We start from the raw sequence: 23,246 nt of genomic DNA on the forward strand, positions 1-23,246 counted from the left end.
AGGCAGCATATGCGCGACCTGCGGCAGCGCACGCCGGGACGGTGCGTGCGCCGGTCAGCGGCGGGTGTCGCGCGCCACCGCGAGGACCACGTCCGTCGCCTCCGGCTCGCCGACGCTGATCCGCACCCCGTCGCCGGCGAACGGCCGCACGACCACCCCGGCCGCCGTCGCCTCCTGGGCGAACCGCGCGGCGTCGTCCCCGATGCCGAGCCAGACGAAGTTCGCCTGGCTGTCCGGGACGTCCCAACCGAGGTCGCGCAGGCCGGTGAGCATCCGGGTCCGCTCGTCGACGATCCGGTCGACGCGCGCCAGCAGCTCGTCCGAGGCGCGCAGCGACGCCACGCCCGCCAGCTGGGCCAGGTGGGACACGCCGAACGGCGTCGACGCGGCGCGGATGCCCGCGGCCAGGCGCTCGTGCGCCACCGCGAACCCGACCCGCAGGCCCGCCAGCCCGTAGGCCTTGGAGAAGGTGCGCAGGAGCACCACGTTCGCGTGCGCGGCCAGCACGGCGAGCCCGTCGGCGGCCTCGGGGTCGCGCACGAACTCGACGTACGCCTCGTCCAGCACCACCAGCACGTCGCGCGGCACGGCGGCCAGGAACTCCGCCAGCTCGTCGGCGTGCACCGCCGGACCCGTGGGGTTGTTGGGCGTGCAGACCAGCACGACACGGGTGCGGTCGGTGACCGCCGCCGCGAGCGCCGGCAGGTCCAGCCGCCCGTCGGCGTGCACGGGCACCGGGACGCCGGTCGCACCGGCGAGGGTCACCGCGATCGGGTACGCCTCGAACGACCGCCAGGGGTGCACGACCTCGTCGCCCGCGTCGCAGAACGCCGCCAGGACGTGCCCGAGCACGGCCACCGACCCGCAGCCGGCGACCACCTGCGCGGGCTGCACGCCGAGGTGCCCGGCGACCGCCTCGACCAGGTCGGTCGCGTACATGTCCGGGTAGCGGTTGACGTCGACCGCGCCGTCCGCGATGGCCGCGACCACCGACGGCAGCGGCGGGTACGGGTTCTCGTTCGACGACAGCTTGTACGCGGCCGCCCCGACGGGCACGCGGGCGCCGGGGACGTAGGGCGGCAGGCTCGCGAGCGCGGGGCGCAGGGGGACGTGCTTCACGGCGCCGATCCTGCCACCGAGCGGCGCGGGCCCGGCCCGCGTGACCGGTGCGTGGGCGCTGCTGCGGTGGCAGGATCGGCGCATGAGCTTCCTGCTGCGTGTCCTGATCAGCGGCGTCGCCCTCTGGCTCGCCGAGGTCCTGCTCCCCGGCATCACCGTGGTGGGCGCCGACACCCCGGGCGGCCAGGCGGTCGTGATCCTCGCGGTGGCGCTGGTGTTCGGCGTGATCAACGCCGTGGTGAAGCCGATCGTGCACGTGCTGTCGATCCCGCTCTACATCCTCACGCTCGGCCTGTTCACGCTGGTCGTGAACGCGCTGATGCTGCTGCTCACCGCGTGGATCACCGAGCAGACGTCCTGGGGCCTGCGGATCGACGGGTTCGGGGACGCGTTCATCGGCGCGCTGATCGTGTCGGTGGTGTCGTTCGTCCTCAGCGTGGCGATCCCCCGCAGCCGCGACCGCTGACCCCGGGGCCGGGCGGCGGTCAGCCCGCGCGGAAGCTGCGGGCCATCTCGCGCTGCTGGTCCAGCACCTCGCCGATCCGGGCCTGCACCTCGTCCATCCGCCGGATCGTGGTGCTCACCGAGTCGATCCCGCGGGAGACCGCGGCGGTGTTCGCCTGGATGTCCGCGACCTGCTGCTCCACCCGCGAGGTCGCGACGGAGGTGCCGCCGGCCAGCTCCTTGACCTCCGTGGCGACGACCGCGAACCCGCGGCCCGCCTGACCCGCGCGCGCCGCCTCGATGGTGGCGTTCAGCGCGAGCAGGTTGGTCTGGTCGGCGATCGTCGAGATGACCCGGATGACGTCGCCGACCGCGGAGGACGACGCCTCGAGCGTGCGGACCTCGTCGGCCATCGCGGCGGTCTGGGCGACCGCCTCCTCGGCGACCCGCACGGCCTCGGACGCGCTCTCCGAGAGCTGCGCGACGCTGCCGAGCAGCGCCTCGGACGCCGCCCGGTCCCGCGACGCCGCCCGGAGGATGTCGAGCCGCTGCGACACGAGCTGGGCCACGTTGCGCAGCGAGCCCCGGCGGCTGTCGCTGAGCTCGATGGTCTGGGTGGTGAAGAAGTCCATCGTGCCGAGGACCTCGTCGCCGACGATCACCGGGATGCACACCCCGGACCGGACGCCGGCGCGCTGGGCCGCGGGGGCCCGGACGCAGTCGGTCAGCTCGCCGAGGTCCCGCACGAACACCAGGTCGCGGGCCCGCCACGCCCGCCCGGCCAGGCCGACGCCCTCGGCGAAGCTCGCGGCCAGGGTGACGCGCCGGAACTCCTCGCCGGCGGTCCCGGACTCGACCGCGAACCGCAGCACCCGCGCCTCGGGGTCCACCGCCCAGAACGAGCCGTAGTCCCAGCCGAACTCCTCGCGGACCGTGTCCAGGGCGGTGCGCAGCGCCTGCTCCTCGTCGCGGCACGCGCCGACCTTCGCCACCGACGTCGTCACGGCCTGCTGGTCGCGCGCGGTCTGGGCGATCTCCTCGGCGGCGTGCTGCGCTTCGAGGGCCTGCGACACGGTGCGGGCGAGGACGTCGAGGACCAGCACCTGGTCCGGGCCCTCGGTGCGGGGGCTGCGGGACAGGAAGTCCAGCACCGCCACGACGGTGCCGTCGCGCCACAGCGGCATCGTCATCGCGCCGCGCGCACCGGCGCGCAGGAACACCTCGCCGCGCGCGCACGTCGGCGCGTGGTCCTGCAGGTCGGCGACGGGCAGCACGCCGTCGCGCTGCCAGGCCAGGCCGCACAGGCCCACGCCCTTGGCCATCCGCCAGTCCGGCGTCATCTCCGTGAGCTCGGCGGACAGCTCGCCGGTCTGGGCGAGGAACGTCAGCTCGCCGCGCCGCTCGTCCACCTGCCACGCGGAGGCGTAGTCGAAGCCCAGGCCGCGGCGGATCGTGTCGACCACGTCCCGCAGGTCCCGGGTGCCGCGCATCTCGCCGAGCGCGCGCACCACCTCGTCGAGCGCGCGCAGCTCGCGGCGCACGTCGACGGCCGGCGCGGTGTCGACCGTCCTGGCCCGTCGCCCCAGCAGTCCAGCCATGTCGATCTCCTCGTCGCCCGCCGTGCTCACCCGCCGCATGCCGCAGCTGTCCCGCACGGCTCCCCCTGAGTGGTCCTCCGATCGGCAGGCGAGGCGGTTGCCTGAGGGATGCAGCCGAACCCGACGCGGACAGGGCCACGACCAGCGCAGGAGGGCGTGGGAGGATGCGACCCATGCCCGCGCACGCCGCCCCCGCCCCCCGCGCGTCCCTCGCCGAGGTGGAGCCGCCCATCGCCCTCGGACCGCTGGACGGCCGCTACCGCCGGACCGTGGCCCCCCTCGTGGACCACCTGTCCGAGGCCGCGCTGAACCGCGAGCGGGTGCACGTCGAGGTCGAGTGGCTGATCCACCTCACCTCGCACGGCGTGGTGCCCGGGGCGCCGGCGCTGTCGGACGCCGAGCAGGCCTACCTGCGCGCGGTCGTCACCGACTTCGGCGCGCGGGACGTCGCGCGGCTCGCCGAGCTCGAGCGCACGACCGTGCACGACGTGAAGGCCGTCGAGTACTTCCTCAAGGAGAGGATCGCCGCCGCGCCCGAGGTGCTGGGCGACACGGTGCTGCCGTCGGTCGCGGAGCTCGTGCACTTCTGCTGCACCAGCGAGGACGTCAACAACCTGTCCTACGCGCTGATGGTCCGCGGTGCGGTGCACGACGTGTGGCTGCCCGCCGCGACCGGCCTGGTCGACGACCTCGCCGCGCAGGCGCACGCGCTGGCCGACGTGCCGATGCTCGCGCTCACCCACGGCCAGCCCGCGACGCCGACCACCCTCGGCAAGGAGCTCGCCGTCCTCGCGCACCGGCTGCGCCGCCAGCTGCGCCGCGTCGCCGGGGCGGAGTTCCTCGGCAAGCTCAACGGCGCGACCGGCACCTACGGCGCCCACGTCGTCGCGGTCCCCCACGCGGACTGGCCCGCGGTCAGCCGCGCGTTCGTCGAGCACCTCGGCCTCACCTGGAACCCGCTGACCACGCAGATCGAGTCGCACGACTGGCAGGCCGAGCTGTACGCGGACGTCGCCCGGTTCAACCGGGTGCTGCACAACCTCGCGACCGACGTGTGGAGCTACATCTCCCGCGGGGTGTTCACCCAGATCCCCGTGGCCGGGGCGACCGGCTCGTCGACGATGCCGCACAAGGTCAACCCGATCCGGTTCGAGAACGCCGAGGCCAACCTCGAGCTGTCCTGCGCGCTGCTCGACACCCTGTCCGCGACGCTGGTGACCAGCCGCCTGCAGCGCGACCTCACGGACTCCACGACGCAGCGCAACATCGGCCCGGCGTTCGGGCACGCGCTGCTGGCGATCGACAACGTCCGCCGTGGGCTCGGCGCGCTGTCGGTGGACCGCGACCTGCTGGCCCGCGAGCTCGACCAGAACTGGGAGGTGCTCGGCGAGCCAGTCCAGTCGGCCATGCGCGCCGCCGCCGTCGCCGGGGTCACCGGGATGGAGAACCCGTACGAGCGGCTCAAGGAGCTCACCCGCGGCCGCCGGCTGACCGCCGACGACATGCGCGAGTTCATCGCCGGCCTGGGCCTGCCCGACGACGTGACCGAGCGCCTGCAGGCCCTGAGCCCCGCGACGTACACGGGCCTGGCCGCGTCGCTGGTGGCGTACCTCGACGCCTGACGCGCTGCCGGCTGCCGGGCTGCCGGCGCGCGCCCGCCGGCGCCGAGACAGGGCCTCCGCGGCGAGTCAGGACCGCCGGACGCCCTGAGTCGGCGCGACGGTCCTATCTCGGCGAGCCGGCGGCGGCGGGCGCGGGCGCGGCGGCGGGCGGGACCGCCAGGGCGGCCAGGTCCGCGAGCGCCGACGCGTACGCCGCGGCGTCGCCGTCCGCCGCGGCCGCGCGGGCCCGGACGGTGGGGCCGTGCAGCGCCGACCGGACCTCGCGCCGCAGGCGGCGGGCGGCGCGCTCGTCGAGCTGGTCGACGGCCGTCGCCAGCTGCTCCAGGACGCGGCGCCGCTCGGCGACGACCGGCGGGTTCCACTGCCGGGTGCGTCGGGTGCGCTCGAACGCGGCGGCGGTCGCCGCGACGAGGGCGCGGGCCTCGGCCACGGTCGCGGAGTGCCCGTCGGGCGCCTGGTCGGCGACGGTGGTGAGGCTGACCAGCCGGACGCCGGGCAGCTCGCCGACGGCGGGGTCGACGTCGTGCTGCAGCGCCAGGTCGAGCACGGCGAGCGGGCGGGCGCCGATGGACGCCTCGGCGGACCGGGCGCGGATCAGGGCGTCGACGTCGAGCACCGCGCCCGCGGCACCGCTGCACGCGACCACGAGGTCCACGCCGGTGAGCGCGGCGGCGAGGTCGTCGGTCGCGGCGGTGACCCCGCGCTGGGCGGCGAACTGCCCGGCCCGGCCGCTGGCGGAGTAGACGACGACGTCCGCGCAGCCGCGGGCCTTGAGCGCCGCGAGGCTGGCCCCGGCGTAGGAGCCGGTGCCGATCAGCAGGCAGCGCACGTCGGACCAGACCGGCAGGCCGTCCTCGACGAGGTCCAGCGCGACGCCCACGACGGAGCGACCGGCGGCGCCGAGGCCGGTGCCGTGCTCGACGGCGCGCGAGGCGCGGGACGCGGCCTGAAACAGGCCCTCGAGGTCGGAGGTGGTGGTGCCGTCCCGGCGGGCGGCGGTCAGCGCGCGGCGCACCTGCCCGGCGATCTCGCGCTCGCCGACGACCATCGACTCGAGCCCGGACGCGACCGCGAACAGGTGCTCGACGACGCGCTGGCCGGTGGCGGGCACGAGCGCGGCGGCGACGCGCTGGGCGGGGTAGCCGGAGCGGGCGGCGACGGTGGCGGCCACGGCGGCCCGGGCGGACTCGGCGTCGGCGGCGTCGTCGACGTCCAGGTACAGCTCGAAGCGGTTGCAGGTCGCCAGGACGACCGCCCCCGCGACCGAGTCGCAGCCCGTCACGATCTCCCGTCCGACAGCGTGCGTGTCGGCGGAGAGCCGCTCCAGCACGGACAGGTCGAGGTCGTGATGGCTCGCCACCAACGACAGCATCACCACGTCCAGAATTTAATCACTCCAGGGAAGAGGGGGCACAATCGCCCTGATGTCTGCTTCGTCACGCACCCACGCGCCCACCGCCCCGTCGACCGCACCGCTGCCGTCGCTCCCGGACGGCACCGGCCTGCCCGCCGACCACCCGCTGGTCGACGGCCGGACGGCCGGCTCGCCCCTGGTGGACGCGTACCGGGGCCGCACCCCGTCCCGCCGCCCGGTGTGGTTCATGCGCCAGGCCGGCCGGTCCCTGCCGGAGTACCGGCGCGCCCGCGAGGGCACCGCGATGCTGGACGCCTGCCTGACGCCGGAGCTGGCCTCGGAGATCACCCTGCAGCCGGTGCGACGGCACGGCACGGACGCGGGCATCTTCTTCTCGGACATCGTGATCCCCCTGCGGCTGGCCGGCGTGGACGTCGAGATCCAGCCCGGTGTCGGCCCGGTCCTCGGGCGCGCGGTGCGCACGGCGGACGACGTGGCCCGGCTGGTCGCCGAGAGCCCCGCGGAGTCGCTGACCCCCGAGGTGCTGGCGCCGGTGACCGAGGCCGTGCGCCTGACGGTCGCCGCGCTGGGCAGCACCCCGCTGATCGGGTTCGCCGGCGCGCCGTTCACCCTCGCCGCGTACCTGGTGGAGGGCCGCCCGTCCCGCGACCACCTGGCCGCGCGCACGCTGATGCACGCCGACCCGGGGACGTGGGAGGCGCTGACCCGGTGGGCGGCCGACCTCACCGGCGCGTTCCTGCGGGCCCAGGTGCTCGCCGGGACCAGCGCCGCGCAGCTGTTCGACTCCTGGGCGGGCTCGCTGTCGCTGGCCGACTACACGCAGCGGGTGGCACCGGCCTCCACCCGGGCCCTGTCCCACGTCGCCGACCTCGGCGTCCCGCGGGTGCACTTCGGCACCGGCACCGGCGAGCTGCTGGCCGCGATGCGCGACGTGGGCGCGGACGTCGTCGGGGTGGACCACCGGATCGGCCTGGACGAGGCGGTCCGGCGCCTGGACGGCCGCGTGCCGGTGCAGGGCAACATCGACCCCGCCCTGCTCGCGGCGCCCTGGCCGGTGCTGGAGGCGCACGTGCGGGACGTGGTGGCGCGCGGCGCCGTCGCGCCCGGGCACGTGGTGAACCTCGGGCACGGCGTGCCGCCGGAGACCGACCCGACGGTGCTCACCCGCGTGGTGGAGCTGGTCCACACGATCTGACGACGGCAGGACCCGGGGGTCCCGGGCGCGCGGCGTCGCGGACGGGCACCCTGGTCGACGACGGCGGACGCCGCCGGCACGAGCGACGAGCGGTAGGAGCAGCCACGAGCGAGCACGAGATCCCCACGGCCCTCGCACCCCTCGACGCCCTCGTGGTCGGCGGCGGGGTCGCGGGCCTCGTCGCGGCGCGCGAGCTCGCGCTGCAGGGCCTGCGTCCGCTGGTCGTGGAGGCGTGGCGCGCGCCGGGCGGCGTCGTCGCGGGGCACGAGGTCGACGGCCTGCGCCTGGACGCGGGGGCGGAGTCGTTCGCGACCCGCGGCGGGGCGGTCGCCGCGCTCGCCGAGGAGCTCGGCCTGGGCGACCGGGTGGTCGTCCCGGAGCCGCACGGCGCGTGGGTGCGGCTGCCGCACGGCTCGGGCCCGCTGCCGCGCACCGGCCTGCTGGGGATCCCCGCCGACCCGTGGGCGCCGGACGTCCGGCGCACGATCGGCACGGCCGGCGCGCTGCGGGCGTCGCTGGACCGGGTGCTGCCGGGGTCGGTCGGCACGCGTCCGGGCGGCTCGCTGGGCGCGCTGGTGCGGGCCCGCGCGGGCCGGCGGGTGCTGGACCGCCTGGTCCGGCCGGTGGTCGCGGGGGTGCACGCGGCGGAGCCCGACGACGTCGCGGTCGACGCGGTGTCCCCCGGGCTCGCCGCCGCGGTCCGGCGCGAGGGGTCGCTCGGCGGCGCGGTCCGCGCGCAGCGGGCCCTGGCGCCCGCGGGGTCGGCGGTCGCGGGGTTCCGCGGCGGGCTGCACGTGCTGGTCGACGCGCTGGTGGCGGACGTGACCGCGCGCGGCGGCGCGGTGCGCACGGGCACGGCGGTCCGGGCCGTGGGGCGGCACGACGGCGTGTTCCACGTGACGGTCGAGCGCGACGGCGCGCGCGAGGTCCTGCGTGCCCGCCGCCTGGTCGTCGCCACCCCCCGCGCCACGGACCTCCTCGCCGACGTCGCGCCCGCCGTCGCGGGCCTGCCGACCGACCCCGGTGCGGACATCGTCCTGGCGACGCTGGTGCTCGACGCGCCCGCGCTCGACGACGCCCCCCGCGGCACCGGCGTGCTGGTGGCCCGCGGGGTCGAGGGCGTCCGCGCCAAGGCGCTCACGCACGCCACCGCGAAGTGGGCGTGGCTCGCCGCGGCCGCGGGCCCGGGCCGGCACGTGGTCCGGCTGTCCTACGGCCGCGCGGGCGACGGGCCTGCGGGTGACGGGCGCCCGGCGGCGGACGGTGCCGGCGGCGAGGCGCTGCCCGGCGACCTGTCCGGCCTCACCGCGCTGGCGCTGCGCGACGCGTCCGCCGTGCTCGGCGTGCCGCTGCGGCCCGACCAGGTGCGTGCGTCGGCGCGGGTGCGCTGGCGTCAGGGACTGCCCGTCCCGAGCCCCGCGCACCGGCGGACCGTGCAGGCCGTCCGCGCGGCCGTCGCGCAGGTGCCCGGGCTCGCGGTGGTCGGGGCGTGGGTGGCCGGCAACGGGCTCGCGTCCGTGGTGCCGGACGCGCGCACGACCGCCGCCGCGCTGGTCACCGCGCCGTCGTCCCCGTCGACGCCCACGGGGGCCTGAGGCGTGGCGGCCCGCGTTTCGACAACGCCGAGCGAGGTGACCGAGACTGGGGCCATGCCCCTCCCCGTCCGTGTCGGCACCCGCGCGAGCGCCCTCGCCCTGACGCAGACGGGGCACGTGGCCGACGCGCTCACGGCGCTCGGCGGCGGCGAGCACGAGCTGGTACGGGTCCGGACGGACGGCGACCGGCTGACCGGCTCGCTCGCGACGCTGGGCGGCACCGGGGTGTTCGTCACCGCGCTGCGGGACGCGCTGCTCGAGGGCCGCTGCGACGTCGCGGTGCACTCGTTCAAGGACCTGCCGACCGCGGTGGCCCCCGGCCTGGTGGTCGCGGCGGTCCCCGTCCGGCAGGACCCGCGCGACGCCCTGTGCGCCCGCGAGGGCTGGACGCTCGCGACGCTGCCCACGGGGGCCTCGGTCGGCACCGGGTCGCCGCGCCGGGCCGCCCAGCTGCGTGCCGCCCGCCCCGACCTGCGGGTGGTCGACATCCGCGGGAACGTCGACACCCGGCTGCGCCGGATCGAGGACGACCTCGACGCCGTCGTGCTGGCCCGGGCGGGCCTGGCCCGGCTCGACCGGCTCGACGCCGTGACGGAGGCGCTGCCCCCCGAGGTGATGCTCGCGGCCCCGGCGCAGGGGGCGCTGGCCGTGGAGGTCCGGGTCGAGGACGCCGCCGACGGCTCCCCGCTGGCGCTCGCGCTCGCCGCGCTCGACCACCGGCCGACCCACCTGGCCGTGCTCGCCGAGCGCGCGCTGCTCACCCGGCTCGAGGCCGGCTGCGCGGCGCCGATCGGGGCGCAGGCGCGGCTCGGCGACGACGACGTGCTCACGCTCGACGCGGTGGTGCTCCGCCCCGACGGCTCGGCGACGCTGCGCCGCTCGGAGTCGGTGTCGCTCGCGGGCTCCCGACCGGCCGGCGACCCCGAGGGCGACCCGGCGCGCACCGCACTCGCGGCGGCGGCCCTGGGCACGCGGCTCGCCGAGACGCTGCTGGACGCGGGCGCCGCGGACCTCGCCGGGCTGAGCGCGACCGGGACCGGCTCGACCGGGGCCGACGCGTGAGCGGCCCCACCCCGGCCTCAGGCCCGCTCGCCGGACTGACCGTGCTGGTCCCCCGCGAGACGCCCGGCCCGGACCCGCTGGTGATCGCGCTGCACGCCGCCGGCGCGCGCCCCGAGGTGGTCCCGCTGATCCAGACCGTGCCGCCGCACGACCCGACCGAGCTGGACGACACCCTGCTCGCGCTCGAGGTCGGCTACTACGGCTGGGTCGCCGTCACCAGCGCCGCCGCCGTGCCGGTGCTGGTCGACCGCGCCGAGGAGACCGGCCACACCCTGCCGGAGCTGCTCGCGGACGTCCGGGTCGCGGCGGTCGGCGGCACGACGGCGCGCGCCCTGCGCGACGCCGGGGTGCGGGTCGACCTCGTGCCCCGGGGCCGCAGCTCCGCGGTCGCGCTGCTCGCCGCGTGGCCGCCCGCGGGCGAGGAGCCCGAGCGCGTCCTGCTGCCGCTCGGCGACCTCGCCGCCCCGACGCTGGCCGACGGTCTGCGCGCGCACGGCTGGCCGGTGGACGTGGTCGTCACGTACAGCACCGTGCCCGGCCCCGCGCCCGAGCCCGAGGTCCGCGCGGCCTGGGCCGCGGGCGGCATCGGCGCCGTGCTGCTGACCTCCGGCAGCACCGCCCGGAACCTGCTGACCATGCTGGGCACCCCGCCCGCCGGCACCCTCGTGTGCTGCATCGGCGAGTCGACGGCCACCGAGGCGCGGCGCGCCGGCCTGCCCGTGCACGCGGTCGCCGAGGACCAGACGCCCGGCGGTCTCGTCGCGGCGCTGGTCGAGGCACGGCTCGCGGCCCCCGACGCGGCGGCGCCCGGCACCACCGCACCACCCCACCCCGACGGAGAGCACGCATGACCTCGCACCCGGCCGGATCCCCGACCTCCCCCGCCCTGACCTCCCCCACCCTGTCCGCCGCCGCGCTCGCGGCCGAGGCGGTCGCCGCCGCGCGCCCCGGCCGGGTGCGCCCGCGCCGGATGCGCGGGAACGCCGCGCTGCGCCGCTCCGTGAGCGAGGTGCGGCTGCACCCCGCCGACCTGGTGCTGCCGGTGTTCGTCAAGGAGGGCCTGACCGAGCCGCAGCCGATCGCGTCGATGCCGGGCGTCGTCCAGCACAGCCGCGACTCGCTGCGGCGGGCCGTCGCCGAGGCCGCGGCGGCCGGCGTCAGCGGGGTCAACCTGTTCGGCGTCCCGCTGGTGCGGGACGCGGTGGGCTCCGGCGCGACCGACCCGGACGGCATCCTCAACCTGGCGCTCGCGGACGTCCGCGCGGAGGTCGGGGACGCCCTCGTCATCCAGGCCGACCTGTGCCTGGACGAGTTCACCGACCACGGCCACTGCGGCGTGCTCCGGGTGGACGGCACCGTCGACAACGACGCCACGCTGGTCCGGTACGCGGAGATGGCGCTCGCCCAGGCCGAGGCCGGGGCCCACATGGTCGCGCCCAGCGGGATGATGGACGGCCAGGTCGGCGTGATCCGGGACGTGCTCGACGCGGCCGGCCGGCACGACGTCGCCGTGCTGGCGTACGCGGCCAAGTTCGCGAGCGTGCTCTACGGCCCGTTCCGCGACGCCGTGGAGTCGACGTTGGACGGCGACCGCCGCACGTACCAGATGGACCCGGCGAACCGCCGCGAGGCCCTGCTCGAGGTCGACCTCGACATCGCCGAGGGCGCGGACGTCGTCATGGTGAAGCCGGCCGGGGCGTTCCTGGACGTGCTCGCCGACGTCGCCGCCGCGAGCACCGTGCCCGTCGCGGCCTACCAGGTGTCCGGGGAGTACGCGATGGTCGAGGCCGCCGCCGCCCAGGGGTGGCTCGACCGGCGCCGCGCGATCACGGAGTCGGTCCTGGGCATCCGCCGGGCGGGCGCCGACCAGGTGCTGACCTACTGGGCCGTGGAGCTGGCCTGCTGGCTGCGGGAGGAGTGGCGATGAGCGAGTCCGGGACCACCACGTCCGAGGAGCTGTTCGAGCGGGCGCTCGGCGTCGTGCCGGGCGGCGTGAACTCGCCGGTGCGCGCGTTCGGGTCCGTCGGCGGCGCGCCGCGGTTCCTGGCGTCGGCGCGCGGCGCGTACGTGACCGACGTCGAGGGGCGCGAGTACGTGGACCTGGTCGGGTCGTGGGGCCCGGCGCTGCTGGGCCACGCGCACCCCGAGGTGCTGGCGGCCGTGCACGAGGCCGCTGCGCGCGGGCTCGGGTTCGGCGCGCCGACGCTGACCGAGGTCGAGCTCGCGGAGGCCGTGCGCGCGCGCGTGCCCGCCGTCGAGCGGCTGCGCCTGGTGTCCACCGGGACCGAGGCGACCATGACCGCGATCCGGCTGGCCCGCGGCGTCACGGGCCGCGACCGCGTGGTGAAGTTCGCCGGGCACTACCACGGGCACTCCGACGGCCTGCTGGCCGCCGCGGGCTCGGGCGTCGCCACGCTGGCGCTGCCGGGCTCGGCGGGCGTGCCCGCGTCGATCGCCGCCGAGACGATCGTGCTGCCGTACCACGACCTCGCGGCCGTCGAGGCGGCGTTCGCCGAGCACGGCGCCACCATCGCCGCGGTGATCTACGAGGCCGCGGCCGCCAACATGGGCGTCGTGCCGCCGGAGCCGGGGTTCAACGCCGCGCTCGCCCGGATCGCGCACGCCCACGGCGCCCTGCTGATCCAGGACGAGGTGCTGACCGGGTTCCGCGTCGGCCCTGCGGGCTGGTGGGGGCTGGAGGCGCAGCGCGAGGGCTGGTCGCCGGACCTGCTGACGTTCGGCAAGGTCATCGGCGGCGGGCTGCCGGTGGCGGCGCTCGGCGGTCGCGCCGACGTGATGGACGCGCTCGCACCGCTGGGGCCCGTCTACCAGGCGGGCACGCTGTCCGGGAACCCGGTCGCCACCGCCGCGGGGCTGGCGACGCTGCGGCTCGCGGACGACGCGGTGTACGCCCGGGTCGACGCGGCGTCGGCGACCGTCCAGGCCGCGGTGTCGGAGGCGTTCACCGCGGTGGGGCTGGCGCACACCGTGCAGCGCGCGAGCAACCTGTTCAGCACGGTGCTCGGCACGGACGCGGGCGCGCGGGACTACGCGCAGGTGCTCGCGTCCGAGTCGTGGCGCTACCCGGCGTTCTTCCACAGCCTGCTGCGCGACGGGGTCTACGCGCCGCCGTCGGCGTTCGAGGCGTGGTTCCTGTCGGCCGCGCACGACGACGACGCCGTCGACCGGGTGGTCCGGGCGCTGCCCGCGGCGGCCCGGGCGGCGGCCGCTGCGACCGCACCGGCTGCCTGACCCGCGGGTCCCGCGCCCCTGACCGCGCCCGGCTGCCGACGGCGGCCGGGCGCGTCGTCGTACCCGCCTGACCTGCATCGTGACCTCCCGGTAACGCGGGCGTTACACGCGGGTGCCGAATTCGGACGCAGACTGTGCTAATCCTATGAGCCACATCACGGCGGTCTCACCCGCCGGACTTCTCATCTCGCGGCGAGAGACGATGTCGCTGCGCGGGCGTCCGGCAACCGACACCGCCACGGGCACCCCGAGCCCGCACTTCAGGGAAGAGGTACACGCATGACTGCGGTTCCCCACGGCCGCCGACGCGGCTTCGCGACCGGCGCCGGCCTCGTCGCCACCGCCCTGGTCCTCGCCGCGTGCGGCGGGTCGGGCGACGACGACGGCGCCTCCGACGGCGGCGACAGCGGCGGCGGCGCCCTGCTGATCGGCACCACGGACAAGATCACGACCATCGACCCGGCCGGCTCGTACGACAACGGCTCGTTCGCGGTGATGAACCAGGTCTACCCGTTCCTCATGAACACCACGTACGGCAACCCGGACGTCGAGCCGGACATCGCCGAGTCGGCCGAGTTCACCTCGCCGACCGAGTACACCGTCACCCTCAAGGACGGCCTGACCTTCGCGAACGGCAACGCGCTCACGTCCTCCGACGTGAAGTTCACGTTCGACCGGCAGCTCGCGATCTTCGAGTCCGGCGCCGACGAGGGCAACGGCCCCGGCTCGCTGCTCTACAACCTGGACAGCGTCGCCGCGCCGGACGACACCACCGTCGTGTTCACCCTGAAGTCCCCCGACGACCAGGTGTTCCCGCAGATCCTGTCGAGCCCCGCGGGCCCGATCGTGGACGAGGACGTGTTCGCCGCCGACGCGCTGACCCCGGACGACGAGATCGTCGCCGGCAACGCGTTCGCCGGTCCGTACGTCCTGACGGACTACGCGCAGAACGACCTGCTGACCTACCAGGCCAACCCGGACTACCAGGGCCTGCTCGGCGCGCCGAAGACCGAGGAGATCAACGTCCAGTACTACACGGACGCCTCCAACCTGAAGCTCGACGTGCAGCAGGGCAACGTGGACGTCGCGTTCCGCAGCCTGTCCTCCACGGACATCGAGGACCTGCGCGGCGACGACGACGTCAAGGTCGTCGACGGCCCCGGCGGCGAGATCCGCTACATCACGTTCAACTTCAACACCCAGCCGTACGGCGCGACGACGCCGGAGGCCGACCCCGCCAAGGCGCTCGCCGTCCGCGGCGCGGTGGCCGACCTGATCGACCGCGAGGAGATCGCGGACCAGGTCTACAAGGGCACCTACACGCCGCTGTACTCCTACGTCCCCGAGGGCCTGACCGGCGCCACCGACTCGCTCAAGGGCCTGTACGGCGACGGCGAGGGCGGCGCGGACGCCGACGCGGCGGCCGAGCGCCTGGAGGCGGCGGGCGTCGAGACCCCCGTCCAGCTGTCGCTGCAGTACAGCAACGACCACTACGGCCCGTCCTCCGGCGAGGAGTACGCGCTCATCAAGGACCAGCTCGAGTCCACCGGCCTGTTCACGGTCGACCTGCAGACCACCGAGTGGGTCCAGTACGCCAAGGACCGCACCTCCGACGTCTACCCGTCGTACCAGCTCGGCTGGTTCCCGGACTACTCGGACGCGGACAACTACCTGACGCCGTTCTTCCTGACGGACAACTTCCTGGGCAACCACTACGACAACCAGGAGGTGAACGACCTGATCCTGAAGCAGGCCGTCACCGTCGACCCGGCCGAGCGGACCGCGCTCATCGAGCAGATCCAGGACGCGGTCGCCGCGGACCTGTCCACCGTCCCGTACCTCCAGGGCGCGCAGGTGGCCGTGGTCGGCGCCGACGTCACCGGGACCGAGGACACGCTCGACGCCTCGTTCAAGTTCCGCTACGGCGCACTCGCCATCGGCTGATCCACCACTCCCGACGCCCGGCGCGGGTCGCTCAGCACCACCGAGCGGCCCGCGTCGGGGCGTCACCGGGCGACGAAGAGCGAGCGACATGACCTCCACCCCCACCGCAGGACCGCTGCAGCCCACCACCAGCGCAGGACCCGACGCCCCCACCCCCGCAGCGCCGAAGAAGAAGCGCACCGGCGGCGGCCTCGGCGGCTACCTGCTCGTGCGGTTCCTGCTGATCATCCCGACCGTGTTCATCCTGGTCACCGTCGTGTTCGTGCTGATGCGCGCGACCGGCGACCCCATCACCGCCGCCCAGGGCGGCCGCCTCCCGGCCGACCAGCTGGCCGAGCGGATCCACGCCGCCGGCTACGACCGGCCGGTGCTCGTGCAGTACTGGGAGTACCTCGGCCAGCTGCTGCGCGGCGACTTCGGCACCACGCTGAGCGACAGCCGCCCCGTCACCGAGGTGCTCACGACGTTCGGCGCCGCCACCCTCGAGCTCGCGTTCTACGCGCTGCTCGTCGCGTTCGTCGTCGGCATCCCGCTGGGCCTCGCGGCCGCGTACTTCCGTGACCGCGTGCCGGACGCCGTGCTCCGCGTGTTCGCGATCGCCTGCTACGCCACGCCGGTGTTCTTCGCCGGCCTGCTGCTCAAGCTCGTGTTCGCCGTCCAGCTCGACTGGCTGCCGGTCGCCGGGCGCGCGTCGACGCGCTCCGAGATCGAGATGCGGCAGCTGGACGACCCGACGGGCATCTTCCTGATCGACGCGTTCCGCACCGGGAACCCCGACGTGATCGCGGACGTGCTCCAGCACGCCGTGCTGCCCGCGCTGGCGCTCGGCCTGCTCACCGCGGGCGTCTTCCTGCGGCTGGTCCGCACCAACGTGATCGGCACCCTCGGCTCCGGCTACGTCGACGCGGCCCGGTCCCGCGGCGTCCGCGAGTCCCGGCTGCTGCGCAAGCACGCCTACCGGCCCGCGCTCATCCCGATCGTCACCGTGATCGGCATGCAGGTCGCGATGCTCCTGGTCGGCGCGGTGCTCACCGAGACGACGTTCGAGTGGCGCGGCCTCGGGTTCCAGCTGTCCCAGTACCTGCAGGCCCGCGACTTCGTCGCCGTGCAGGGCATCGTCGTGATGCTCGCGGTCATCGTGGCGGTCACCAACTTCCTGGTGGACGTCATCGCCGCGCTGATCGACCCGAGGGTGAGGTACTGAGATGACCACGACCACCACCCCCGCGACCCCGCGCCGCGGCTGGCGGCGGCTGCCCGTCGTCCACCAGCTCCGGCAGAGCGTCGGGCTGCAGCGCGGCATGCTCGTCACCGGCCTGGTGCTCACCGCGTTCCTCGTGATCGGCGCGGCGCTCGCCCCGCTGCTCGCGCCCTACGGCTACGGCCAGCTCCGCGACGCCGACGGCCGGTTCGGCGCCCAGCAGCCCCCGTCCGCCGAGCACTGGTTCGGCACCACCGTCGGCGGCTACGACGTGCTGTCCCGCGTGATCTGGGGCTCGCGGACCGCGCTGCTCGTCATCGTCATCGCGATCGTCGCGTCCCTGTTCATCGGCGTGCTGCTCGGCCTGGTCTCCGGCTACTTCGGCGGCTGGCTGGACCGGGTGCTCGTCGTGGTCGCCGACGCGGTGTACGCGTTCCCGTCCCTGCTGCTCGCGATCGTGCTGGCCATCGTCATCAGCGGCGGGCAGTCCGACATGTGGGGCGGTGTGCTCGCGGCGGCGCTGTCGATCACCGTCGTGTTCACACCCCAGTACCTGCGGGTGGTGCGCGCGGAGACCATCCGGATCAAGTCCGAGGCGTTCGTCGAGTCCGCGCGCGTGATCGGCGCCAGCAACGGCCGGATCATGATCAAGCACGTGCTGCGCAACGCGACCCGCACCCTGCCGCTCATCATCACGCTCAACGCGTCGGAGGCCGTGCTCACGCTCGCCGGCCTCGGGTTCCTCGGGTTCGGCATCGAGCCGAGCCAGGCCGCCGAGTGGGGCTACGACCTCAACCGCGCGATCTCGGACGTGACCAGCGGCATCTGGTGGACCTCCGTGTTCCCCGGCGTCGCGATCGTGCTGACCGTGCTGGGCATGACCCTGGTCGGTGAGTCGCTGAACGACCTCGCGGACCCGCGGCTGCGCACCCGGAGGGCGTCCGCGGACGTCGCCGGCGACGTGTCCGCCACCTCGGTGGTCCCCGGCGGCGCGCTCACCGCGCCCGGCGGGCTGGAGGGCCTCGAGCCCGGGACGGAGGGCGGCCGATGAGCGCCGACCAGCAGACCGGCACCGCGCCGGTCGTCGAGATCACCGACCTGTCCGTGTCGTTCGCGACCGACGCGGGCAACGTCCGCGCGGTCGACGGGGTGACCCTGTCCGTCGGCGCCGGCGAGGTGCTCGCGGTCGTCGGCGAGTCCGGCTCGGGCAAGTCCGTCACCGCGAAGACGATCCTCGGGCTGCTGCCGTCGACCGCCACCACCCGCGGCACCGTCGTGCTGTCCTCCAAGGACGGCGCGTCCCGCAGCGAGGTGCTCGGCCTGGACAAGCCGGGGCTGCGCCGCGTGCGGGGCCGGGACGCGGCGATGGTGTTCCAGGAGCCGTCGACCTCGCTCAACCCCGTCTACACCGTCGGCTGGCAGATCATCGAGGGCCTGCGCGCCCACGGTCGGCTCAGCAAGGCCGAGGCCCGGACCAAGGCCGTCGACATCCTGCGCCGCGTCGGCATCCCCGACCCGGAGCACCGGATCGACCACTACCCGCACCAGTTCTCCGGCGGGCAGAAGCAGCGCATCGTCATCGCCCAGGCGCTGGTCCTCGACCCCGGCGTCATCATCGCCGACGAGCCGACCACCGCCCTCGACGTGACCGTGCAGGCCGAGATCCTCGACCTGCTGCGCCGCTGCCGGGACGAGTTCGGCGCCGCGATCGTCCTCATCACGCACAACATGGGCGTCGTCGCGGACCTCGCCGACCGGGTCGCGGTGATGTACGCCGGCGAGATCGTCGAGGAGGCCCCCGTCCGGGAGCTGTTCGCCGACCCACAGCACCCGTACACGCGGTCGCTGCTCGACGCCGTGCCGCGGATCGGGACCGGCGGCGCGCACGCCCGGGCCCGGGCCGCCGCCCGCGCGCCCGGCTGGGCCGAGCAGACCCCGGTCGTCGAGGCGCGGGACCTGGAGATCACCTACCCCGGCCGGCTCCGGCAGCCCGGGTTCAAGGCGGTCGACCGGGTCTCCCTGGCGATCCGCCCCGGCGAGGTGGTCGGCCTGGTCGGCGAGTCCGGCTCCGGCAAGACCACCATCGGCCGCGCGATCGCGGGGCTGACCACCGTCACCGGCGGGTCGCTGCAGGTGCTGGGCGTCGAGATGAACGGCGTCCGCGAGCGCCGCATCCGGCCGATCCGCAGCCGGGTCGGGTTCGTGTTCCAGGACCCGGCGACGTCCTTCAACCCGCTGCTCACCATCGCCGAGTGCGTGGCCGAGCCGCTGGTCGTGCACGGGCGCGCCGGCGACGCGCGGGCCGCCCGGCCGAAGGTCGACGAGCTGCTCGAGTCGGTGCAGCTGCCGCGGGCGTTCGGCGACCGGTACCCGCACGAGCTGTCCGGCGGCCAGCGCCAGCGGGCGTCGCTCGCGCGGGCGCTGGCGCTGGACCCGGAGCTGCTGATCGCCGACGAGCCGACGTCCGCGCTCGACGTGTCGGTCCAGGCCCGGGTGCTCGAGCTGTTCGCCGAGCTGCAGGAGTCCCTCGGGTTCGCCTGCCTGTTCATCAGCCACGACCTGGCCGTCGTCGACCTGCTCGCCGACCGGATCGCGGTGCTGCACCGCGGGCGGCTCGTCGAGGAGGGCACCGGCGAGGAGGTGCTCGGCGCCCCGCGCGAGGAGTACACCCGCCGGCTGCTGGCGAGCCTGCCCGTGCCGGACCCGGTGGAGCAGGCCGGGCGGCGCGAGGCCTGGCGCGCGCTGGTCTGAGGCACCCGCACCCGCGAGGGCGTGCACCCGATCCGTCGGGTGCGCGCCCTCGCGGCGTCTGCCGCCCTCGGCGGCGGGACCGGGCCTGGGGACGGCGGCCGCTCCCGGCGTGTCGGGTGCGACGGTGGTGGCTCGGCACCCGGGGAGGCGGCATGGAGACACGACGGAAGCGACGGCGGGCGCGTGCGGCGTGGGCCTCGGGCGTCGTCGGCACCCTCACCACACTGCTCGTCGCACTCGTCGCGTCGGGGCTGCGGGACGAGTCGACCCGCCAGGTGATCCTCGCCGTGCTCACGTGGACCGACTCGTTCGTGCGCAGCCCCGGGCTTGGCGGGTGTGCCGCGGCCGGAGCCGCGATGGTGGCGCTCGCCCAGTGGCGACGCCAGACCCGGGACGAGTCGCGGCGACGCCAGGAGCGACGGCGAGCGGACCTCGTCGCGCGCCGGGACCAGCAGTGGTGGGACGCCTACCGGCTGGCCCGCGCCGACCGTTGGGCGCACCCCGAGCCGCTGCGCGACGGCGAGAAACTGCTCTTGCAGGCGCTCGCGGCGCAAGCCGAGACTGTGATCCAGACCGCCGCGGCCCGCTCACTGCTGGATCCGCTGGCCCCCGACTCCGCCACTTCCGACGACGACGAGGAGCATCGCCATGACCGTCGAGCCCCGGCCTGAGACCCGGACCGACTCCGCAGGCCGGCCGTGGGAGCCGTGGATGTACGAGCAGCACGAGTGGGTCGAGATGCTGCGGGCCCAGCTCGACGCCCGGTTCCAGGAGCTGCAGGACGAGCTCGTCCGCAGCGGCCGGCGGACGAGCGAGCGCATCTGACCCTCCGACCGGGGCGGCGCTCCCGGCAGGACGTCCGGCCCGCTCCGGAATACCCCCAGGGGGTATAGCGTTCCTCCCGAGGACGGGCACCCGAGCGCCCGGACGGGAGGAGCGCGACGTGCACGGCTACACCAGCGACAAGGACGACTACCTCAAGCGCCTCAAGCGCATCGAGGGCCAGGTCCGGGGCATCGCCCGCATGGTCGACGAGGACGTCTACTGCATCGACGTGCTCACCCAGATCTCCGCCGTCACCAAGGCGCTGCAGGCCGTGAGCATCGGCCTGGTCGAGGACCACCTCGGCCACTGCGTCGTCGACGCCGCGCGCGAGTCCGAGGAGGCCGGGGCCGCCAAGGTCCGCGAGGCCGCCGACGCCATCGCCCGCCTCGTCCGCTCCTGAGCGCACCCACCCCCTGAGAGGAACACCCCCATGAGCACCACCACCTTCGCCGTCGACGGCATGACCTGCGGCAACTGCGTCCGGCACGTCACCGAGGAGCTCACCGCCCTGCCCGGTGTGACCGACGTGCAGGTCGACCTGGTCGCGGGCGGGTCCTCCCCCGTGACGGTCACCTCCGACGCGCCGCTGTCCCCCGAGGCCATCGCCGGCGCGGTCGACGAGGCCGGGTACGCCGTCACCCCGCGCGGGTCGCTGCTGTGACAGCCGACGACCGGCCGCGCCTTGCGGTCCCCGCGCTGCCCGTCGCCACCGTCGACCTCGCGGTCGAGGGGATGACCTGCGCGTCCTGCGTCGCGCGGGTGGAGAAGCGGCTGAACCGCGTCCCCGGCGCCCAGGCGACCGTGAACCTCGCGCTGGAGAGCGCGCACGTCGAGGTCCGCCCCGCCGAGGACGGCACGACCGCCGACGCGGACGCGCTCGTCGAGGCGGTGCGCAAGGCCGGGTACGACGCCCGGGTGACGGCGGCCCGCGGGCTCGACGCCCCGGCCGGGTCGGCACCCGCGCCCGCCGACGCGCACACGCACCACGACGCGGCCGGCCACGGCGGTGCTGCCCACGACGGCGCAGGCCACGTCGGCACCGGCCACGACGCGCCCGGCATGGACCCCCGCGAGCACGCGCTGTCCGGCCACAGCATGGCGCCCGGCCACGACATGGACCCGGACGAGGACACCTCCGCCCCCACCGACGCGCGCGGGACCGACCTGCGCCGCCGGCTGCGGGTCGCCACCGTGCTGACCCTGCCCGTGCTCGTGCTGTCGATGGTGCCCGCGACGCAGTTCCGCGGCTGGCAGTGGCTGGTCGCGGCGCTCGCGCTGCCGGTCGCCACCTGGGCGGCCTGGCCGTTCCACCGCGCCGCGGCCCGCGCGGCCCGGCACGGCGCGTCGACGATGGACACCCTGGTGTCGATCGGCATCGTCGCGGCGACCGGCTGGTCCCTGTGGGCGCTGCTGCTCGGCGGCGCCGGGCAGCTCGGCATGCGGATGGAGCCCACGCTCTGGCCCGCCGCCGACATGGGCGGCCACATGCCCGAGCTGTACTTCGAGGTCGCGGCCGTCGTGACGACGTTCCTGCTCGCGGGCCGGTACGCCGAGCACCGGTCGCGCCGGCGGGCGGGCGACGCCCTGCGCGCCCTGCTGGACCTCGGGGCGAAGGACGTCGCGCTGCTGGTCGGCGGCCCCGACGGCCGTCGCACCGAGCAGCGCGTCCCGGTCGAGCGGCTCCGGGTCGGCGACGAGTTCGCCGTGCGCCCGGGCGAGAAGGTCGCGACCGACGGCGTCGTGGTGTCCGGCACCAGCGCCGTCGACGCGAGCCTGCTGACCGGCGAGCCGGTGCCCGTCGACGTCGGCCCCGGCGACGAGGTCACCGGCGCGACGATCAACGCGGGCGGCCACCTGGTCGTGCGCGCCACCCGCGTCGGCGACGAGACGCGGCTGGCGCAGATCGGCCGGCTCGTCGCGGCCGCCCAGACCGGCAAGGCACCGGTCCAGCGGCTCGCGGACCGCATCTCCGCGGTGTTCGTCCCCGTGGTGCTGGTGCTCGCGCTCGGCACGCTCGCCGGCTGGCTGCTGACCGGCGGGTCCGCGCAGGCCGCGTTCACGGCGGCGGTCGCGGTGCTCATCATCGCGTGCCCCTGCGCGCTCGGCCTGGCCACGCCCACCGCGCTGCTGGTCGGGACCGGCCGCGGCGCCCAGCTCGGCGTGCTCATCAAGGGCCCGGAGACGCTGGAGCAGACCCGCACCGTCGACACCGTCGTCCTGGACAAGACCGGCACCGTCACCGAGGGCCGCATGGCGCTCGTCGACGTCCTGGTCCCGGCGGGGTCCGCCCCGGCGCAGGCCGACGAGGTGCTCCGGTACGCCGGGGCGGTCGAGCAGCTCGCCGAGCACCCGATCGCCCGGGCCGTCGCCGAGGCGGCCGCTGCGGCAGCCACGACCGGCGCACCCGACGGTGCCGGTGGGGACGGGGTCGGTGGCGACGGGGTCGCGATCGGCTCGGACCAGGTGCACGACTTCCTCGCCACGCCCGGTCGCGGCGTCAGCGGGGTCGTCCGGACCGCCCACGCCGGCGTCGGCCTGTCCCGCCGGGTCCTCGTCGGGCGGCCCGGGTGGGTCGCCGAGCAGGGCGCGGAGGCCGACCCCGACCTCGCGGACCGGTTCGCCGCCGCGGAGGCGGACGGCGCCACCGCCGTCCTGGTGGCCTGGGACGGCGCGGCGCGCGGCGTCCTCGTCCTGCGGGACCCGGTCAAGGAGTCCTCCCGCGCGGCGGTGGCCGACCTGCGGGCGCTCGGCCTGCGCCCGGTGCTGCTGACCGGCGACAACGCCGGTGCCGCCCACGCCGTCGCCCGCGAGGTCGGCATCGACGCGGACGACGTCATCGCCGAGGTGCTGCCCGCCGACAAGGTCGACGTGGTCCAGCGCCTGCAGGCCGAGGGCCACCGGGTCGCGATGGTCGGCGACGGCGTCAACGACGCCGCGGCCCTCGCGTCCGCCGACCTCGGGCTCGCGATGGGCACCGGCACGGACGTCGCCATCGAGGCGGCCGACGTGACGCTGGTCCGCGGCGACCTGCGCTCTGCCGCGCAGGCGGTCCGGCTGTCGCGGTCGACGCTGCGGGTCATCCAGCAGAACCTGTTCTGGGCGTTCGCCTACAACGTCGCGGCGATCCCGCTCGCGGCGCTCGGGCTGCTGAACCCGATGATCGCCGGCGCGGCGATGGCGTTCAGCTCGGTGCTCGTCGTCGGGAACTCCCTGCGGCTGCGCCGGTTCTCCTGACCCCGCACGACGGCGCCCCCGCCCCACCC

Annotated in this window: 20 protein-coding genes; 17 read left to right on the forward strand and 3 right to left on the reverse strand. The window is 75.8% G+C overall.

The window, feature by feature from the left end; all coding sequences use genetic code 11:
* Window positions 1-54: 54 nt before the first annotated feature.
* Complete coding sequence (gene hisC, locus ACFVXN_RS14600) at window positions 55-1,119, reverse strand: histidinol-phosphate transaminase (RefSeq protein WP_389233782.1); 1,065 nt, start codon at window positions 1,117-1,119, stop codon at window positions 55-57.
* An 82-nt stretch (window positions 1,120-1,201) separates the two neighbouring features.
* On the opposite strand from hisC, the gene ACFVXN_RS14605 reads away from it, so the two are divergent.
* The gene (locus ACFVXN_RS14605; RefSeq protein ID WP_389233784.1) at window positions 1,202-1,585 is read left to right on the forward strand and encodes a phage holin family protein; all 384 of its coding nucleotides are present in this window, start codon (window positions 1,202-1,204) and stop codon (window positions 1,583-1,585) included.
* Window positions 1,586-1,604: 19 nt separating this feature from the next.
* Here ACFVXN_RS14605 and ACFVXN_RS14610 read toward each other — a convergent pair whose 3' ends face one another.
* Window positions 1,605-3,161 (reverse strand): GAF domain-containing protein, encoded by a 1,557-nt coding sequence (locus ACFVXN_RS14610; RefSeq protein WP_389233787.1) that lies wholly within the window; start codon window positions 3,159-3,161, stop codon window positions 1,605-1,607.
* Between the two features lie 173 nt (window positions 3,162-3,334).
* Here ACFVXN_RS14610 and purB point away from each other — a divergent pair, with 173 nt between their 5' ends.
* The gene (gene purB / locus ACFVXN_RS14615) at window positions 3,335-4,783 is read left to right on the forward strand and encodes an adenylosuccinate lyase (RefSeq protein WP_389233790.1); all 1,449 of its coding nucleotides are present in this window, start codon (window positions 3,335-3,337) and stop codon (window positions 4,781-4,783) included.
* Window positions 4,784-4,886: 103 nt separating this feature from the next.
* On the opposite strand, the gene ACFVXN_RS14620 is transcribed toward purB, so the two are convergent.
* Complete coding sequence (locus ACFVXN_RS14620; RefSeq protein ID WP_389233793.1) at window positions 4,887-6,143, reverse strand: glutamyl-tRNA reductase; 1,257 nt, start codon at window positions 6,141-6,143, stop codon at window positions 4,887-4,889.
* A gap of 64 nt (window positions 6,144-6,207) precedes the next feature.
* On the opposite strand from ACFVXN_RS14620, the gene hemE reads away from it, so the two are divergent.
* The 15 genes from hemE to ACFVXN_RS14695 all read left to right on the forward strand — a co-directional run bounded on the left by hemE (window position 6,208) and on the right by ACFVXN_RS14695 (window position 23,217).
* Window positions 6,208-7,353: a uroporphyrinogen decarboxylase gene (hemE, locus tag ACFVXN_RS14625; protein WP_389233796.1), complete on the forward strand. Its 1,146-nt coding sequence runs from the start codon at window positions 6,208-6,210 to the stop codon at window positions 7,351-7,353.
* 152 nt (window positions 7,354-7,505) lie between these two features.
* Window positions 7,506-8,948 (forward strand): protoporphyrinogen/coproporphyrinogen oxidase, encoded by a 1,443-nt coding sequence (locus ACFVXN_RS14630; protein WP_389233799.1) that lies wholly within the window; start codon window positions 7,506-7,508, stop codon window positions 8,946-8,948.
* 54 nt (window positions 8,949-9,002) lie between these two features.
* On the forward strand, window positions 9,003-10,010 hold the full coding sequence (gene hemC / locus ACFVXN_RS14635; RefSeq protein WP_389233802.1) for a hydroxymethylbilane synthase: 1,008 nt from the start codon (window positions 9,003-9,005) through the stop codon (window positions 10,008-10,010).
* Entirely contained in the window at window positions 10,007-10,861 is an 855-nt protein-coding gene (locus tag ACFVXN_RS14640) for a uroporphyrinogen-III synthase (RefSeq protein WP_389233805.1), read from the forward strand. Before hemC ends, ACFVXN_RS14640 begins: the two co-directional genes overlap by 4 nt.
* Window positions 10,862-10,980: 119 nt before the next feature.
* Window positions 10,981-11,937 carry a porphobilinogen synthase gene (hemB, locus tag ACFVXN_RS14645; protein ID WP_389234067.1) on the forward strand — a complete coding sequence of 319 codons (957 nt, stop codon included), beginning with the start codon at window positions 10,981-10,983 and terminating at the stop codon, window positions 11,935-11,937.
* Entirely contained in the window at window positions 11,934-13,262 is a 1,329-nt protein-coding gene (gene hemL / locus ACFVXN_RS14650) for a glutamate-1-semialdehyde 2,1-aminomutase (protein WP_389233808.1), read from the forward strand. Before hemB ends, hemL begins: the two co-directional genes overlap by 4 nt.
* Window positions 13,263-13,541: 279 nt before the next feature.
* Window positions 13,542-15,206, forward strand: coding sequence for an ABC transporter substrate-binding protein (locus ACFVXN_RS14655; protein ID WP_389233811.1), 1,665 nt, complete (start codon window positions 13,542-13,544; stop codon window positions 15,204-15,206).
* An 88-nt stretch (window positions 15,207-15,294) separates the two neighbouring features.
* The gene (locus ACFVXN_RS14660; protein ID WP_389233814.1) at window positions 15,295-16,410 is read left to right on the forward strand and encodes an ABC transporter permease; all 1,116 of its coding nucleotides are present in this window, start codon (window positions 15,295-15,297) and stop codon (window positions 16,408-16,410) included.
* A gap of 1 nt (window position 16,411) precedes the next feature.
* On the forward strand, window positions 16,412-17,458 hold the full coding sequence (locus ACFVXN_RS14665) for an ABC transporter permease (protein ID WP_389233816.1): 1,047 nt from the start codon (window positions 16,412-16,414) through the stop codon (window positions 17,456-17,458).
* Window positions 17,455-19,158 carry a dipeptide ABC transporter ATP-binding protein gene (locus ACFVXN_RS14670; RefSeq protein ID WP_389233819.1) on the forward strand — a complete coding sequence of 568 codons (1,704 nt, stop codon included), beginning with the start codon at window positions 17,455-17,457 and terminating at the stop codon, window positions 19,156-19,158. The genes ACFVXN_RS14665 and ACFVXN_RS14670 overlap by 4 nt, the downstream gene beginning before the upstream one ends.
* Window positions 19,159-19,310: 152 nt before the next feature.
* Complete coding sequence (locus ACFVXN_RS14675; protein WP_389233821.1) at window positions 19,311-19,829, forward strand: hypothetical protein; 519 nt, start codon at window positions 19,311-19,313, stop codon at window positions 19,827-19,829.
* Window positions 19,807-19,983: a hypothetical protein gene (locus tag ACFVXN_RS14680; protein ID WP_389233824.1), complete on the forward strand. Its 177-nt coding sequence runs from the start codon at window positions 19,807-19,809 to the stop codon at window positions 19,981-19,983. The genes ACFVXN_RS14675 and ACFVXN_RS14680 overlap by 23 nt, the downstream gene beginning before the upstream one ends.
* A 118-nt stretch (window positions 19,984-20,101) precedes the next feature.
* Window positions 20,102-20,383, forward strand: a complete 282-nt coding sequence (locus tag ACFVXN_RS14685) for a metal-sensitive transcriptional regulator (RefSeq protein WP_389233827.1) — start codon at window positions 20,102-20,104, stop codon at window positions 20,381-20,383.
* A 30-nt stretch (window positions 20,384-20,413) separates the two neighbouring features.
* Window positions 20,414-20,644: a heavy-metal-associated domain-containing protein gene (locus ACFVXN_RS14690; RefSeq protein WP_389233830.1), complete on the forward strand. Its 231-nt coding sequence runs from the start codon at window positions 20,414-20,416 to the stop codon at window positions 20,642-20,644.
* Window positions 20,645-20,715: 71 nt separating this feature from the next.
* Window positions 20,716-23,217: a heavy metal translocating P-type ATPase gene (locus ACFVXN_RS14695; protein WP_389234070.1), complete on the forward strand. Its 2,502-nt coding sequence runs from the start codon at window positions 20,716-20,718 to the stop codon at window positions 23,215-23,217.
* Window positions 23,218-23,246 lie beyond the last annotated feature (29 nt).

The sequence above is a fragment of the Cellulomonas sp. NPDC058312 genome (genome assembly GCF_042880135.1).
Classification (GTDB): domain Bacteria; phylum Actinomycetota; class Actinomycetes; order Actinomycetales; family Cellulomonadaceae; genus Cellulomonas.